Raw genomic sequence first — 16,014 nt, forward strand, 5'->3', positions numbered from 1 at the left:
ATGAAAGTCCTGGTGCCAGTCAAGCGAGTTATTGACTACAACGTGAAGGTTCGCGTGAAGGGGGATGGGAGTGGGGTTGATCTTGCGAATGTGAAGATGTCGATGAATCCTTTTGACGAGATCGCGGTTGAGGAGGCGATCCGGCTGAAGGAGGCGGGCGTTGCGAGCGAGGTTGTCGTTGTCTCGATCGGCGTGAAGCAGGCGCAAGAGACGTTGCGGACGGCGCTGGCGATGGGGGCGGACCGGGCGATTCTGGTGGTGGCGTCCGAGGATGTCGCGACGGATATCGAGCCGCTGGCGGTGGCGAAGATCCTGGCGGCGGTGGCGCGGGACGAACAGCCGGGGCTGATCATCGCGGGCAAGCAGGCGATCGACAACGACATGAACGCGACGGGGCAGATGCTGGCGGCGCTGCTGGGCTGGCCGCAGGCGACCTTCGCGTCGGAGGTGGTGGTCGCGGGCGACCGGGCGAAGGTCACGCGCGAGGTCGACGGCGGCTTGCAGGTGATCGAGGTCGCTCTGCCGGCGATCGTCACGGCGGATCTGCGGCTCAATGAACCGCGCTATGCGTCTTTGCCCAACATCATGAAAGCAAAGAAGAAACCGCTCGACGAAAAGACCGCGGCCGATTACGGCGTGGATGTGACGCCGCGGCTGACGGTGGTGAAGACGGCCGAGCCCGCGGGGCGTTCGGCCGGGGTCAAGGTCGGCTCGGTCGATGAGCTGGTCGCGAAACTGAAGGAAGTGGGGGCGCTCTGATGTCGGTTCTTCTGATTGCGGATGTGGGTCTGGACGCGACGGCAAAGGCGCTGACGGCGGCGGCGAAGCTCGGCCCGGTGACGGTGCTTGCGGCGGGGGTGGACCCGGCGCCGGTGGCGGCGCTGGCGGGCGTGACGAAGGTGCTGGCGGTGGAGGACGCGGCCTGCGCGCATGGCCTGGCGGAGCCTCTGGCCGCGCTGATCGTGTCGCTTTCGGGCTACAGCCACATCGTCGCGCCGGCGACGGCGGTGGCGAAGAACGTGCTGCCGCGGGTGGCGGCACTGCTCGACGTGATGGTGATTTCGGACGTGACCGGGGTGGTCGACGGCGAGACGTTCGAGCGCCCGATCTATGCCGGCAACGCGATCCAGACGGTGCGGTCGTCGGATCCGGTGAAGGTTCTGACGGTGCGCACGACGGCGTTCGAGGCGGCGGGCGCGGGCGGCCCGGCGCCGGTCGAGGCGGTGGCGCCCGCGGCGGACACGGGCGTTTCCGCCTGGGTCGAGGACCGGGTGGCGAAGTCCGACCGGCCCGAGCTGACCTCGGCCAAGGTCGTGGTTTCGGGTGGCCGCGGCGTCGGGTCGGAGGAGAATTTCGCGCTGATCGAAGGGCTTGCGGATAAATTGGGCGCCGCCGTCGGCGCGTCGCGCGCCGCGGTGGACAGCGGCTATGCGCCGAACGACCGCCAGGTCGGCCAGACCGGCAAGGTCGTCGCCCCCGAGCTCTATGTCGCCGTCGGCATCTCCGGCGCGATCCAGCACCTCGCCGGCATGAAGGACTCCAAGGTCATCGTCGCCATCAACAAGGACGAAGAAGCCCCCATCTTCCAGGTCGCAGACTACGGCCTGGTCGCGGATCTCTTCACCGCCGTCCCGGAATTGACGGAAAAGCTGTGACATGAGCGTTATGATTGACGGGAAGGGCTTCGCGGCGACACTTCGGGCCCGGGTTGCGGGGCATGTTTCGGGTCTGGGCGTGGTCCCCGGGCTTGCGGTGGTGCTGGTTGGGGACGACCCGGCTTCGGCGGTTTACGTCCGCAACAAGGGGATCCAGACGCGCGAAGCCGGGATGAACAGCTTTGAGCACCGGCTGCCCGCGGACACGTCCGAATCCGCCCTGCTCGGGCTGATCCACCGGCTGAACGCCGACCCGGCGGTGCACGGCATCCTGGTGCAACTGCCGCTGCCCGCGCATCTCAACGCCGACCTGGTGATCAACGCCATCGACCCCTCCAAGGACGTCGACGGCTTCCATATCCTCAACGTCGGGCGGCTCGGCACCGGGCAAAAGGCGATGGTGCCCTGCACGCCCCTCGGCTGCCTGATGCTGCTGCGCGACCGGCTCGGCTCGCTCGCGGGCCTCGACGCGGTGGTGATCGGGCGCTCCAACATCGTCGGCAAACCGATGGCGCAGCTGCTGCTGGCCGAGAGCTGCACGGTGACCATCGCCCACAGCCGCACCCGCAACCTGCCCGACGTCTGCCGCCGCGCCGATATCCTCGTCGCCGCCGTCGGCCGGCCGGAAATGGTCAAGGCGGACTGGATCAAACCGGGCGCCACGGTGATCGACGTCGGCATCAACCGCATCATCCGGGACGGCAAATCCCGCCTCGTCGGCGATGTGGACTTCGCCGGCGCCGCCCAAATCGCCGGCGCCATCACCCCCGTCCCCGGCGGCGTCGGCCCGATGACCATCGCCTGCCTGCTGGCCAATACCCTCACCGCCTGCTGCCGCGCCCACCACCTGCCCGAACCCGAGGGCCTGACGGCCTGAGGGGCCCCGGCCCCTCGCGCCGCGCATGCCCCTCGACGGGGCATCGCGGCGCCCACCCCCCATCGACAGGAGCCCCTGATGACCGACTATTGCCTGACCGTGACCTGCCCGACAAAGCGCGGCATCGTCGCGGCGATCTCCACCTACCTCGCCGACAAGGGCTGCAACATCACCGACAGCTCGCAGTTCGACGACACCCTCACCGGCCGCTTCTTCATGCGCGTCAGCTTCGCCTCGGAACAGGGCCTCGGCCTCGCACAGTTGCGGCAGGACTTCGCCGCCACCGCGGAAACCTTTGACATGACAGCGCAATTCCACGGCGAAGCGGAAAAGATGAAGGTCGTCATCATGGTCTCCCGCTTCGGCCACTGCCTCAACGACCTGCTCTACCGCTGGCGCATCGGCGCCCTGCCGATCGACATCGTGGCGGTGATCTCGAACCACATGGACTACCAGAAAGTGGTGGTAAACCACGACATCCCCTTCCACTGCATCCGGGTGACGAAGGAAAACAAGGCCGCCGCCGAGGCCGAACAGATGCGCATCGTCCACGAAACCGGCGCCGAACTGATCGTGCTCGCGCGCTACATGCAGGTTCTGTCGGACGAGATGTGCCGCGAAATGTCGGGCCGGATCATCAACATCCACCACTCCTTCCTGCCCTCGTTCAAAGGCGCGAACCCCTACAAACAGGCCTATGAGCGCGGCGTGAAACTGATCGGCGCAACCTCGCATTACGTCACCGCCGACCTCGACGAAGGCCCGATCATCGAACAGGACACCATCCGCGTCACCCACGCCCAATCCCCCGAAGACTACGTCTCCCTCGGACGAGACGTCGAAGCCCAGGTCCTCGCCCGCGCCATCCACGCCCACATCCACAGACGCGTCTTCCTCAACGGAAACAAAACCGTTGTCTTCCCAGCATCCCCAGGATCATACGCGTCAGAAAGAATGGGGTGAGCGTCAACACGCGCGTTCAGGCCCAGTGATATGCTTTCCGAGGGCCTGTCCCATGTCCTCCACACCGATCAGTTCAAGGAATGAAAATGTATCCCGGTTCTCCTTCGGATAGTTTTGTCGTGTTCGAGCATGTTCAGAAGAGCTATGATGGGGTTTCTCTGGTCGTTAAGGATCTGAACCTGTCGATTGGCAAGGGTGAGTTTCTGACGATGCTGGGGCCTTCGGGGTCTGGGAAGACGACCTGTCTGATGATGCTTGCGGGGTTCGAGACCGCGACGCGTGGGGAGATCCGGCTGAACGGTGTCGACATCAACCATGTGCCTCCGCACAAGCGCGGCATCGGCATGGTGTTTCAGAACTACGCGCTGTTTCCGCATATGACGGTGGCGGAGAACCTGTCCTTTCCGCTGGAGGTGCGGGGGATGGGCAAGTCGGAGCGGGAGGCGAAGGTCACCCGGGCGCTCGACATGGTGCAGATGGGCAAGTTCGCCAGCCGCCGCCCGGCGCAGATGTCGGGCGGGCAGTGTCAGCGGATCGCGCTGGCGCGTGCGCTGGTGTTCGATCCGGAACTGGTGCTGATGGATGAACCGCTCGGCGCGCTCGACAAGCAGCTGCGCGAGCATATGCAGTTTGAAATCAAGGCCCTGCACGACCGTCTTGGGATCACGGTGGTCTATGTCACCCACGATCAGGGCGAGGCGCTCACGATGTCGGACCGGGTTGCGGTGTTCAACGACGGCCGGATCCAGCAGCTTGCGCCGCCCGATGAGCTTTATGAGCGCCCGAAGAACAGTTTCGTCGCGCAGTTCATCGGCGAGAACAACAAGCTGCCCGGCACCGTCGAGAGCCTGGAGGGCGGGAAATGCACCGTGCGGCTGCGGACCGGTGAGCTGATCGACGCCACGCCCGTCAACATCCGCCATACCGGGCAGGAGACGCTGGTCTCGATCCGGCCCGAGCGGGTCGAGTTCAAGCCCGAGATGATGCCCCCGGACGCCCATCAGATCGAGGCCGAGGTGATCGAGGTCGTCTATATGGGCGACATCTTCCGCGTCCGGATGAAGGTCGCGGGGATCGAGGATTTCGTGATGAAATGCCGCAATACGCTGGGCCAGACCCGGCTTGCGCCCGGCCAGAAGGTCATGATCGGCTGGCATCCCGAGGATGCCCGCGCGCTCGATCTGGCGTGACCATCCGAAAGGCTCCGGGCCGCGGCCCGGGGCCACCTGCCGCGCAGGCGGCCACCAATGACGCAATGTCGTCTCATGCACCAACAGGGGAGTCAATCATGAACAAGCTGAAACTGCTGGCCACGACGGCGCTGATCGCCGCGGGGTTTGCGGGGGCGTCGCTGGCCGAGGGGATCACCGTGCTGTCCTGGGGCGGATCCTATGAGAAGAGCCAGGTCGAGGCCTATGCGAAGCCCTTCACCGCGGCGACCGGCGTCCCGGTGAAGACCGATTCCGCCGACAACCCCGCCGCGCCGATCAAGGCGCAGGTCGAGGCCGGAAACGTCACCTATGACGTGGTGGACGTGGAATATGCCGATGGCATCCGGCTGTGCGACGAAGGGCTGCTGGAAGAGATCGACCCGGCGATCCTGAAGCCCGCGCCCGATGGCACCCCGGCGGCGGAGGATTTCCTGCCCGGCGCGCTGACCGATTGTTTCGTCGCGACCATCGTGTTCTCGACCGCCTATGCCTATGACGAGACGAAATTCCCCGATGCCAAGCCCACGACCATTCAGGATTTCTTCGACACGGCGAAATTCCCCGGCAAGCGCGGCATGCGCAAGGGCGCGAAGGTCAATCTGGAAATGGCGCTGATGGCGGACGGCGTTCCGCCCGAGAAGGTCTATGAGACGCTGGGCACGCCCGAAGGCGTCGATCAGGCCTTCAAAAAGCTCGACACGATCAAGAAGGACATGATCTGGTGGGAGGCGGGCGCCCAGCCGCCGCAGATGCTGGCCGATGGCGAGGTGGTGATGGCCACCGCCTACAACGGGCGCTTCTTCGCCGCCGCGGTGACGGAGAAGAAGCCGTTCAAGGTCGTCTTCGACGGGCAGGTCTATGAATTCGATGGCTATGTGATCCCGAAGGGGGCGCCGAACCTCGAACTGGCGAAGCAATACCTGGCCTTCGCGACCCAGACGCAGCAGCTCGCCGATCAGGCGAAATACATCGCCTATGGTCCGGCGCGGAAATCCTCGGCGCCGCTGGTCGGCCTGTTCGAGGATGGCGTGACCGAGATGGGGCCGCATATGCCCACCGCGCCGGAGAATTTGGTCAGGGCGCTGCCGTCCTCGGTCGAGTTCTGGGTCGATCACGACACCGAGCTGAACGAGCGTTTCAACTCCTGGCTCGCCAACTGAGCCCATCCCGCGGTCCGGCGCGCACCGCCGGGCCGCGGGGTTTCCGACACGGGGAAGACCGAATGACCGACCTCACCACAGACGACGGCAAGCCGCTCAAGGCCGCGCTGGCGGCTTCGATGGCCGTGCGCCGGCGCCGGGCGCTGTTGCTGGTGCTGCCGCTGTTCCTGTTCATCGCGGTGACCTTCATCGTGCCGATCGGGCAGATGCTGATGCAATCGTTCCACAACGACGGCTTTTCCAGCGCGGCGCCCGCGCTTGGCGAATGGTTCGACGCGCATCCGCAGGGCAGCGAGATCGACGAGAGCGCCTATGCCGCGCTGGCCTCCGACCTCGCCCGGATGAAGGCGGAGAAGACCGCGGGCTCCGCCGGCACGCGGATCAACTACGACGCGCCCGGCACGCGGTCGCTGTTCACCTCCTCGGCGCGCAACGCGGACAAGCTGCAACCGCCCTATCGGGAGGCGATCCTCGCGCTGGATAAAAAGTGGGGCGACAGGAACCTGTGGCGCGCGATGCGCTCGGCCTCCCATGCCTATACGATCGACTTCTACCTTGCCGCGCTCGACATGACGCGCGACGAAAACGGCAAGATCATTCAGGTTTCCGGCGATCAGGCGGTCTACAAGACGCTGTTCTGGCGCACGATCGTGATGTCGGTGCAGATCACCGTGCTGTGCCTGCTGATCGGCTTTCCGATCGCCTATCTGCTGGCGACGGTGAGGCTGAAGCATGCGATGCTGCTGATGATCCTGGTTCTGCTGCCGTTCTGGACCTCGCTCCTGGTGCGCACGACGGCCTGGATGGTGCTGTTGCAGCAACAGGGCGTGGTCAACGACCTGCTGGTCTGGCTCGGCCTGATCGACAACGGCCAGCGGTTGCAGATGATGTACAACAAGACCGGCACGATCATCGCGATGACGCATATCCTGCTGCCCTTCACCATCCTGCCGCTCTATTCGGTGATGAAGACGATCCCGCCGAGCTATGTCCGCGCGGCGCGCTCGCTCGGCGCAACGTCATGGACGGCGTTCCGCCGGGTCTATCTGCCGCAGACGATGCCGGGCATCGGGGCGGGGGGGCTGTTGGTCTTCATCCTGGCGATGGGCTACTACATCACCCCCGCGCTGGTCGGCGGCGCCGACGGGCAGATGATTTCGAACATGATCGCCTTCCACATGCAGAAGTCGCTCAACTGGTCGCTCGCGGCGGCGCTGTCGGCGATCCTGCTGGTGATCGTGCTGGTCTTCTTCTGGATCTACGACCGCCTCGTCGGCATCGACAAGATGAAGCTGGGCTGAGGAGAAACCCATGGCGCTTCCCGTCTACGCATCCCCCCTCGAACGCGCCTGGCGCGTGACCTATCTGGTGATCTGCACGCTGATCTTCCTGTTCCTGATCGCGCCGATCATCATCGTCATCCCGCTCAGCTTCAACGCCGAGCCCTATTTCACCTTCTCCTCCGGCATGATGCGCGGCGATCCCGATGCCTACAGCCTGCGCTGGTATGACCGGCTGATCACCTTCGGCATGCAAAGCCCCGATGCCCCGCGCGACGGCGCCTTTTGGGCGGATTTCTGGAACAACGCGGCCTGGATGCGGGCGGCGAAGAATTCGGTCATCATCGGGATCTTCGCGACGCTGCTGGCCACCACGCTCGGCACCATCGCGGCGCTTGGCCTGACGCGGCCGGAAATGCCCTGTCGCAAGCAGATCATGGCGGTGCTGATCTCGCCGATGATCGTGCCGATCATCATTTCGGCGACGGGGATGTTCTTCTTCTACTCGGCGACGCAGGTGCCCTATCCGAGCACCGAGGGCGTGGGCTGGATGCGGCTCGCGGGCTCCTATCTGGGGATCATCATGGCGCATGCGGCGCTCGGCATTCCCTTCGTGATCATCACCGTGACGGCGACGCTCTCGGGCTTCGATCAGTCGCTGGTGCGCGCGGCGGCGAGCCTCGGCGCCAATCCGCGGGTCGCCTTCTTCCGCGTGGTGATGCCGCTGATCCTGCCGGGCGTGGTGTCGGGGGCGCTGTTTGCCTTCGTCACCTCCTTCGACGAAGTGGTGGCCGTGCTGTTCATCGCCAGCCCCGATCAGCAGACCATCCCGCGGCAGATGTGGAACGGCATCCGCGAACAGATCAGCCCGGCGATCCTCTCGGTGGCGACGCTGCTCGTGGTGATCTCGATCCTGCTGCTGACCACCGTCGAGCTCCTGCGCCGCCGCTCCGAACGCCTGCGCGGCATCAGCAGCTGACACAGCCCCCGCGCCGCCTGTGGTGCGCCCTCGCGCAGCGCGATGAGGCGCGGGGGAGGGAATGACAGGTTGCGCCACCTGACGGTGGCGCCCGGTGGCGCCGCCTTCGGCGGCGCCAAAAGCGGCCAACGCCAAAAGCCGCGCAACAAAAAGCAGGCGCCGAAGGCGGCGCAATCCCCGCTACAGACCCAGATCCCGAAACACCCCGGGCAGCAGGTCGGGCAGATCCTCCGCGATCAGGCCCGGCCCAAAGGCCCGTGCCGCCGCCGCATGCAGCCAACAGGCGGCGCAGGCAGCCTCGAACGGCTCCGCCCCCCGCGCCAGCAACCCGACAATGATCCCGCTCAGAACATCACCAGAACCCGCCGTCGCAAGCCAGGGTGCCATCTCACGCACCCGCCCAAGGCTCGGTTCTTGTTCCGTTGCTCGGGAAAAATCGCCCGCCCGGCGCTTTTCTTTTGCCTCCAGCCCCTACAGTCCTGATCTCATCCTCTATCGAAATGGCATTGGTAAAGCGCAGAGCGTCGGCGGCCTCCTTGTTGCGGTGAGTGGCGAGGTTGTCGAGGGAACGGTCGTCCATCGTGGCGCCACTGATGGAGTGGCTGGCTCCCGCTTCCGGCATCGCACTGAGCCACATTGGCTGCTGTCATCTGACCCATGAAGGAGATTGCCACGGTCGGCCTCGATCTGGCCAGGAACGTGTTTGTCGCCTTCGGCGCCTCTTCGATCCAAGTGCATGCTGTTGATGCTGCGGGATCGGTCGTCATCCGGCGGGTGCAGAGGCTCTTGTTCTTCTCGTTTGCACCCGTGCCTGATCGGCATGGGTCTCTGTGCCGGGGGGCGGGAACTTGCGAAGTTCGGCCATGAGGTTTCATTCCACCATCCTGTGTCAGGCCCTTCGTCAAGCATGGCAAGACGGGTGGTGAGGAGGACCGCGGCTGCGGTGCCGCCGCATAGGCCGACGAATGATGCCGAAGCGCCTGCCGCTCGATCTGCTCATCGGGCCGATCACCGACACGACAGCGCGCATCCCGGCGACGATAGGCTGGGTGGCCTGATCAGGGCGAAACCGTTGAAGGTCGCCAACCGCATGGCGCGGGCCGTCTGGGCACTGCTGAGAACCGGCGAAGCCTGGCGGGCCGCGTAATCCAATGCGATCAGGGTCGCGCGCGGCCTGACCGATATGGCGCGGGCAGCGTGAGATGATGGCAAGCTGACGGACAAGAGATTGGGACACCCCGGTCGAACCGGAGCGCTGCCATTGATTGGGCCCCGGGCCAGACGCAGACATCCATCAGGGCGCGCGGGCACACCGCAGACGAGACGCCGAAGACATGGCCCGAGGATCACAGAACCTCCTTGCCACATGGGAGCCATCCATACACGGTTCGGGTGAGAGGGCCGAACGACGGTTCCCGGCTCGATCTCCGGGATCGGGACGTCGCGCATCCAGATTGCGAAGGTGGGCGCGCAGACATCATCTATCGCAGCGGTTCCTGCCTTCGCGGTGGCGTGTGCTCGAACAAGAGGGCGGAAGGCGTCTGTTGGCGTTACGGCATCGAGCCGCAAGAAACCAGAAAAGCGGCCACCCGCGCAACGCGCATCGAACGACAGCACCAAGCTCGCCGGAGCAAGGCCGACGCGGCGCCCCGCCCTCTATCCCGTCAGTGCTGCCGCGAGGGCCTTGGCATCGGCGGCGGTATTATATTGATGCGGGGTAATGCGCAGGATGCGGCTGCCGTTCGCCGCCGCAGAAAGCGGCTCCTCCCCGGCCGGGTTCGCCCATTTGGCCCTGATCCCGGCCGCTGTCAGGCGGGCGTCCACCGCCGCGCAGCGGGCAGCCGGAACGGACAGTGTAATATGGCCCGGCGCGGTCCTGACGGCGGGTGTGCCTGCCTCCAGCCACTGGGCCAGTTCCGCGTGCTGTCCCAGCGTGTCGCGAAAGGTCTCGCTGATCTGCGACAGTTCGGCGGCAATCGCGGTCACGCCCTGATCCAGCGTCTGCGCCAGCGCCGCACCCATGCCCAGCCGCAGCATCACATTCGCATCCATCGGTTCTATCGTTGCGGCCCGGCCCAGCAGGACCTCGGCCCGGGGTGACAGCGCCATCATCGCAGTCGCGCGTGGTCCGCGCAGCCATTTCCGGGCCGTGGCGACCAATACGTCGCAGTTCAGCTCCGGCAGTGTCGCGGGCACGCGCCCGACCGACTGGGCCGCATCGACCACCAGCAGGGTGGTATCGGGGCGCGGCAGAGCGCCGATTTCCGCGACCGGATAGATCAGCCCCTGCACGCTGGTCACATGGGGCAGGACGATCGCAGCCAGATCCTGATCCATCCGGGCGGCCCAGGCCGAAGGGTCCATTGCCTCGGCCTCGGGGATCGGCTCCAGCGTCAGCCCGAGGTCAGGGGCGATCTGCTGCAAATAGCGGACATGACTGCCCCATTCATGGGGCGCGACCAGCACGCGCCGCCGGGCGAGGGGCAGCCGCGCCAGTGCCGCCAGCCAGAATTGGGAGGTGGTGTTTCCCAGAGCGATCCGGGCAGGGCCGGTTCCCAGCAGCCGCGCCGCGCAGGTGCGGACCTGCGCGACGGCCGCGGTGGCGCCCTCGGCGGCGGCAACCGTGCCATCCCGTATCTCGGCCTGAAGCTGCGATCTCTGCCGTTCCAGCGTTTCGGCGGAGGGAAGACCGTGCCCACCAGCATTCAGATAGATTGGCATAGGTATCCCCCGAACGGTTCTGAGTGCAGAACTCTGGCCGATCCAGCACAGGATTGCATCACAATACATTGGTGGCGCATCTGCCGCCGTTGGGTCGCAATCCGGGGCGCGCGGTTCAGTCCGCCTTCATCGCCATATCTGGCTGTGTAAGGTGATGAAGGTCTGGCGTTCCGGCTCAGCCGCCCTTCCGGTCCATGGCGTCAGGTCCGGCGCGGCGATCCGGACCCCAGCGACCGGAGCTATGCGGGATATTCCAGACCCGCGCAACCGCCACCGGGATCGGCGCCTTGTGGACATCCCGCCTGTGCTCTCCGCCATTCCGGACACTCCGCGCCAGCCAATCCGACCCACTTATCGGGGCTGAACGCCCGGACGGGGCCGCGACCCTATGCCCCATGTGGCGCGCGGGTGACGGACCGGCGATCCCTGCGCCGGTGGCTTGCGCGGCCTTGGCGTCCTGACTATCCAGTTCGGGCGGGGCCAGCGAATCGGCCCGCATCCCAGCATGACGCCAGGTCCGTTCTGTTCCAGAGAAAGGATCCGTCATGCTCCGCGTTTCGCCGCTGTTCGCCCTGCCCGTGACATTGGGCCTGACCGCGCCGCTTCTGGCGCAGGACGCCGAGCCCGTGGTGCTGGACACGATCACCATCATCGGGACCGGCCTGCCGACCGAGGTGCGGCTGAAATCCGGCCTCGATCTCGGTCATCGAGGGCGAGGCCCTGCGCCGCGCGCCGCCGGTGTCGATCGCGCAGCTGCTGCGCGACGTGCCGGGGGTGCAGGTCAGCGAGGAGGGCATCGAGCGGATCTCGATCCGGGGCGAAAGCGCGCGCCGGGTGGCGGTGCTGATCGACGGCCAGCACCTGACCGACCACACCAATTACGGCCAGCCGGTGCTGGTCGATCCGACCACCATCGAGCGGATCGAGATCGTGCGCGGCTCGTCCTCGGTCGTGTCGGGCAGCCGGGCCATCGGCGGGGTCATCAACGTGATCACCAAAAAGGGCGCGCAAAAACCGCTCGAAGTCACCGCGACGGCGGGCTGGATGTCGGCGACCGAGGGCTATCGCGGCTCTGTCTCGGCGGCGGGGACGCTGGGTGCGTTCGACTATCGGCTCAGCTACGGGCGGATGGATCAGGGCGACCGGCGGACCCCGGACGGGGTGCTGGAGCGCTCCGATGTCAACGACCGCAACCTGTCGGCGCATCTGGGCTACCGGCAGGGCAAGCATTATTTCGGGCTGAAGGCGCAGCGCTTTGATCTGGCGGCGAATGTCCACACCGGCGATCCGGGGTTCCTGATCTCTCTGCCGAAGCGCGACCTGCGCAAATACGGGCTGTTCTACGAGGGCACCGCCCTGACCCCCTGGCTGGACCGGCTGAGCGTCGATCTGTATCGCCAGACCATCGACCGCGATTTCCGCAACGATGTGCGGATGGGGCCGGTGCGGGTGCAATCGACCTCGCTCGACAAGCAGGAGACCTATGGGCTGAACCTGCGCGGCGAGATGTCCCTGACCGACAGCAGCCGCACCGTCGCCGGGCTGGAATACGAAGACGACGGGCTGGTCGCGAACAAGACCAGTATCACCACCCTGCCGATGCTGCCCTTCCCGCGCCGGTCGCTGCGCCATGACGATGCCGGGATCCGCACCCTGTCGCTGTTCGCGCAGCACGAACAGCGGCTCGGCCATGACCTGACCGCGACGGCGGGCCTGCGCTGGTACAAGGTCCGGGCCAGGCTGGACAAGTCGGTCGAGAACGGCACCGCGCGCCCGGGTGCGGACAAATCCGACGATCTGTTGCTGGGCTCGGCCGGGCTGGTCTGGGCGCCCGACGAAACGCTGAGCCTGCGCGGCAACATCTCGCAGGGCTATGTCTATCCGGCGCTCGGGCAGTTGTTCCTGACCACCACCGGCGGCGGACAGACCATCGTCGGCAACCCCGACCTGAAGCCCGAACGCGCCACCACCTATGAACTGGGCGCCCGGCTGGATTATGGGAATGCCTCGCTGGACGCGGCGCTGTTCTATACCGATGCGCGGGACTATATCGCCTCGGTCCTGCGCGACCCTGTTGGCACCTATGAAAACGTCGACCGGGCGCGGAGCTGGGGGCTGGAACTGGTTGCGGAGCATCGGCTGGCCTCCGGCCTGACGCCCTATGCCTCGGTCACGGCGATGCGGCGCGAACTGGAATATGCCAACGGCTACACCACGGGCGACAGCGGCACCCCCGGTTTTTCCGGGCGGATCGGGCTGCGGCAGGATTGGCAACTCGGCGAGACGACGGGCACGCTCGACGTCTTTCTGCGCGGCGAAACCGGGGTGAAATACCGCGACGACAGCGGGGCCGTGGTGTCGAGGGCGGCGGGCTATGGCACGCTGAACCTGCGCGGCGACATGCGGCTTGGCAACGGGCTGTCGCTGGTCGCGGAACTGAACAACCTGACCGACCGCAGCTATACCCCCTATGCCCAGATGCCGGGGGCGGAGCGGTCGCTCAGCCTCTTCATGACCTATGCTTTCTGAGGTGAACCATGCTGAAAATCGCGCTTCTGGTGCTCACGACGATGCAGGACGGTTCGGTCCGGGTCACGCTGTCCGCGACCGATGACATGGTGGAATGCGAGGCGAACCGCGATGCGGTCACCACCATTCTGACGGGGGCCGGCCGCCCGCCGATCCTGGCGCTGTGCGGGCAGAGCGACCTGCGCCTGACGCCCTTCGTGCATGGCATGCCCGAAAGCGCCGAAACCAACCGCTACCGCGTCGATCTGGTGGGGGAGACTTTCACCGTCACCCCGCTCGCGCAGGATGCGCCGTGCCGGGAGGTCCGCGAGGGCGCGCGCCGCAGCTATTGCGCGCGCTCGGGCCAGTCGGTCGTTCAATAGCGGATCGCGGCGCCTTCGCGCAGTTCGGCGACGCTGGGCTTCGGGAAGCCGAAGAATTCCAGATAGGCCGGGATCTGTTCGAACAGCATGTCGGTGCCGATCTGATAGCGGCAGCCACGGGCGCGCGCGGCGGCGAGCAGGGGGGTGATCTCGGTCTTCAGCACCACCTCGCCGACAAAGGCGGTGGGGTCGATGCGCGCGGGGTCCAGCGGCAGCGGATCGTCCGCGTTCATCCCCAGCGGCGAGGCATTCACCACCAGATCGAACCCCGCCGGATCGTTCGAGCCGGTTTGCAGCGCGATCCCCGGATAGGCGGCGGCAATGCGCCCGGCCAGCGCCTGCGCCGTGGCGGCGTTCGGATCGAACAGCGCCAGCCGCGCCACGCCCGCCCTGGCCAGCGATGCGGCGATGGCCGAGCCGACGCCGCCCGCGCCCACCACCAGCGCCGAGCGGCCCTGAACCGGCTGGCCCTTGTTCAGCACGCCGCGCACGAAGCCCTCGCCGTCGAACATGTCGGCCTCAAGCGCGCCGTCCGGCCCGAGCCGCAGGCCATTGGCCGCGCCCGCGATCCGGGCCGTCACCGAAACCCGGTCGGCCAGCGCCTGTGTCGTGACCTTGTGCGGCATGGTGATCAGCGCGCCGCCGATGTTCGACAGCCGGAACAGCAGGCGGATGAACTGGGGGTAATCCTCGGCCTTGCAGCCCATGGGGACCACCACGGCGTCGATGCCGCGGGCCTGAAACCACGGGTTGTAGATCATCGGGGATTTGAAGGTATGGGTCGGATAGCCCACATGCGCGATGAGCCGGGTGGTTCCGCTGATCATCTGTCCTGACCTTTCGTCTGGATGGGGACCGGCCCCGAAGGGCCGGGTCCGTGGTGTCAGCGCTTTGCCAGCGCTTCGGCGCGCAGCCGGTCATATTCGGCGCGCGGCACCGGAACGGCGTCGGGATTGCCCAGATCCTCCATGCGGACACGGTAGGTTTCACGCGCGGACCAGGCTGCGGCGGCGGCGATGACCGTGATCGCGAAGGCGATCGAGCCCACCACCAGCCAGACATTGGCCGAGCCCGGAGGCGCCACGGTCGCGAACAGCGCGGGCAGCAGCGCGGTGATCGTGGTGCCCACGTTCTGCGAGATCGCCATGGAGGACACGCGGGTCCGGGTGCGGAACAGTTCGGGGAAGAAGCTCGGGAAGATCGCGTTGTAGCCCTGATAGACCAGCCCCCACATCAGCAGCGACATCAGGATGGCGAGCGGTACCGAATGGATCGAGATCGCGTAGAGATAGCCGAAGGCCAGCAGGCCCGAGCCGAGGGCGCCGATGATGATCGGCGGACGGCGGCCGATCCTGTCCGACAGGTTGCCCACGATCGGGATGACGAGACAGGCGAGGATGTTGCCCAGAACCGGGATCCACAGATACACGTCCTTGTGGAAGCCGATACCATAGGCCGCCTGCACCGCATAGGCCGCGCCGAAGACGGTGGCGACGACCGGGATCGTGTTCATCAGCGCCATGCAGACCACGCGGATCATGTCGGGCCAGCTGGTCTGGATCGCCTCGATCACCGGGGATTTCGGCGTGGCGTGGGCGGCTTCCTCCTGCTGGAAGGCGGGGGTCTCGTCCACCTCGCGGCGGATGATCCAGCCGGCGACGATGACGACGAAGGACAGCAGGAACGGGATGCGCCAGCCCCAGCTGTTGAACGCTTCGTCGGGCATGAAATGGGCCAGCGGCAGGAAGACGGCGGCGGCCAGGATCTGGCCCGCCTGCACACCTTGCAGCGTGAAGCTGGCGAAGAAGCCGCGCCGTCCGAAGGGCGCGTGTTCCATCACCATCGAGCTTGCGCCCGAAATCTCGCCCGCGACGGCGAAGCCCTGCACCAGACGCAGCAGCACCAGCAGGATCGGCGCCAGCATGCCGACCTGCGCATAGGTGGGCAGCAGGCCGACCAGCAGCGTCGAGATCCCCATCAGGAACATGCACAGGATCAGCACGTTCTTGCGGCCATGCGTATCGCCCCAATGGCCCAGCACGAAGGCCCCGACCGGGCGGGCGATATAGCCCACGCCATAGGTCGCCAGCGAGGCGACGATCGCCGTGCGCGGGTTGTCGGACGGGAAGAACACCTGCGGGAATACCAGCGAAGCGGCGGTCGCGTAGATGAAGAAGTCGTAATATTCCAGAGCCGAGCCGATCCAGCCGCTGGCGGCTGCCTTGCTCGACTGACTCCGGCCCGCCGAAGCGGTTGTTGATGAGGTCATGGGTTCTC

The 16,014-nt window shown here is 66.3% G+C and carries 14 protein-coding genes and 1 pseudogene; 11 read left to right on the forward strand and 4 right to left on the reverse strand.

The window, feature by feature from the left end; genetic code table 11:
* The 8 genes from QM789_RS05750 to QM789_RS05785 all read left to right on the forward strand — a co-directional run bounded on the left by QM789_RS05750 (position 1) and on the right by QM789_RS05785 (position 8,125).
* Positions 1–759, forward strand: a complete 759-nt coding sequence (locus QM789_RS05750; protein WP_420350338.1) for an electron transfer flavoprotein subunit beta/FixA family protein — start codon at positions 1–3, stop codon at positions 757–759.
* Complete coding sequence (locus QM789_RS05755; protein ID WP_420351007.1) at positions 759–1,655, forward strand: electron transfer flavoprotein subunit alpha/FixB family protein; 897 nt, start codon at positions 759–761, stop codon at positions 1,653–1,655. The genes QM789_RS05750 and QM789_RS05755 overlap by 1 nt, the downstream gene beginning before the upstream one ends.
* A gap of 1 nt (position 1,656) precedes the next feature.
* Positions 1,657–2,532 carry a bifunctional methylenetetrahydrofolate dehydrogenase/methenyltetrahydrofolate cyclohydrolase FolD gene (folD, locus tag QM789_RS05760; RefSeq protein WP_420351008.1) on the forward strand — a complete coding sequence of 292 codons (876 nt, stop codon included), beginning with the start codon at positions 1,657–1,659 and terminating at the stop codon, positions 2,530–2,532.
* Between the two features lie 78 nt (positions 2,533–2,610).
* Positions 2,611–3,495, forward strand: coding sequence for a formyltetrahydrofolate deformylase (purU, locus tag QM789_RS05765; RefSeq protein WP_420351009.1), 885 nt, complete (start codon positions 2,611–2,613; stop codon positions 3,493–3,495).
* 86 nt (positions 3,496–3,581) lie between these two features.
* On the forward strand, positions 3,582–4,685 hold the full coding sequence (locus QM789_RS05770) for an ABC transporter ATP-binding protein (RefSeq protein ID WP_420351010.1): 1,104 nt from the start codon (positions 3,582–3,584) through the stop codon (positions 4,683–4,685).
* A 98-nt stretch (positions 4,686–4,783) separates the two neighbouring features.
* The gene (locus tag QM789_RS05775; protein ID WP_420351011.1) at positions 4,784–5,866 is read left to right on the forward strand and encodes an ABC transporter substrate-binding protein; all 1,083 of its coding nucleotides are present in this window, start codon (positions 4,784–4,786) and stop codon (positions 5,864–5,866) included.
* A gap of 62 nt (positions 5,867–5,928) precedes the next feature.
* The gene (locus QM789_RS05780; RefSeq protein ID WP_420351012.1) at positions 5,929–7,167 is read left to right on the forward strand and encodes an ABC transporter permease; all 1,239 of its coding nucleotides are present in this window, start codon (positions 5,929–5,931) and stop codon (positions 7,165–7,167) included.
* A 10-nt stretch (positions 7,168–7,177) separates the two neighbouring features.
* Entirely contained in the window at positions 7,178–8,125 is a 948-nt protein-coding gene (locus QM789_RS05785) for an ABC transporter permease (protein ID WP_420351013.1), read from the forward strand.
* A 180-nt stretch (positions 8,126–8,305) separates the two neighbouring features.
* On the opposite strand, the gene QM789_RS05790 is transcribed toward QM789_RS05785, so the two are convergent.
* A complete protein-coding gene (locus QM789_RS05790) occupies positions 8,306–8,521 on the reverse strand; it encodes an NAD(P)H-hydrate dehydratase (RefSeq protein WP_420351014.1) in 216 nt (71 codons plus the stop codon).
* Between the two features lie 261 nt (positions 8,522–8,782).
* On the opposite strand from QM789_RS05790, the pseudogene QM789_RS05795 reads away from it, so the two are divergent.
* Positions 8,783–9,040: pseudogene (locus QM789_RS05795) on the forward strand (IS110 family transposase); the annotation flags it as partial.
* Positions 9,041–9,781: 741 nt separating this feature from the next.
* On the opposite strand, the gene QM789_RS05800 reads toward QM789_RS05795, so the two are convergent.
* Positions 9,782–10,846 carry an aminotransferase class V-fold PLP-dependent enzyme gene (locus QM789_RS05800; RefSeq protein WP_420351015.1) on the reverse strand — a complete coding sequence of 355 codons (1,065 nt, stop codon included), beginning with the start codon at positions 10,844–10,846 and terminating at the stop codon, positions 9,782–9,784.
* Positions 10,847–11,542: 696 nt separating this feature from the next.
* Here QM789_RS05800 and QM789_RS05805 point away from each other — a divergent pair.
* Together QM789_RS05805 and QM789_RS05810 are read left to right on the forward strand one after the other, a co-directional pair.
* Complete coding sequence (locus QM789_RS05805; RefSeq protein ID WP_420351154.1) at positions 11,543–13,375, forward strand: TonB-dependent receptor; 1,833 nt, start codon at positions 11,543–11,545, stop codon at positions 13,373–13,375.
* Between the two features lie 8 nt (positions 13,376–13,383).
* Positions 13,384–13,737 (forward strand): hypothetical protein, encoded by a 354-nt coding sequence (locus QM789_RS05810; protein WP_420351016.1) that lies wholly within the window; start codon positions 13,384–13,386, stop codon positions 13,735–13,737.
* On the opposite strand, the gene QM789_RS05815 is transcribed toward QM789_RS05810, so the two are convergent.
* Together QM789_RS05815 and QM789_RS05820 are read right to left on the reverse strand one after the other, a co-directional pair.
* The gene (locus QM789_RS05815) at positions 13,731–14,564 is read right to left on the reverse strand and encodes a shikimate dehydrogenase family protein (RefSeq protein ID WP_420351017.1); all 834 of its coding nucleotides are present in this window, start codon (positions 14,562–14,564) and stop codon (positions 13,731–13,733) included. The genes QM789_RS05810 and QM789_RS05815 overlap by 7 nt on opposite strands.
* A gap of 56 nt (positions 14,565–14,620) precedes the next feature.
* Complete coding sequence (locus QM789_RS05820; protein WP_420351018.1) at positions 14,621–16,006, reverse strand: MFS transporter; 1,386 nt, start codon at positions 16,004–16,006, stop codon at positions 14,621–14,623.
* Positions 16,007–16,014 lie beyond the last annotated feature (8 nt).

Source organism: Paenirhodobacter sp., assembly GCF_047600745.1.
In the GTDB taxonomy this organism is placed as follows: domain Bacteria; phylum Pseudomonadota; class Alphaproteobacteria; order Rhodobacterales; family Rhodobacteraceae; genus Rhodobacter.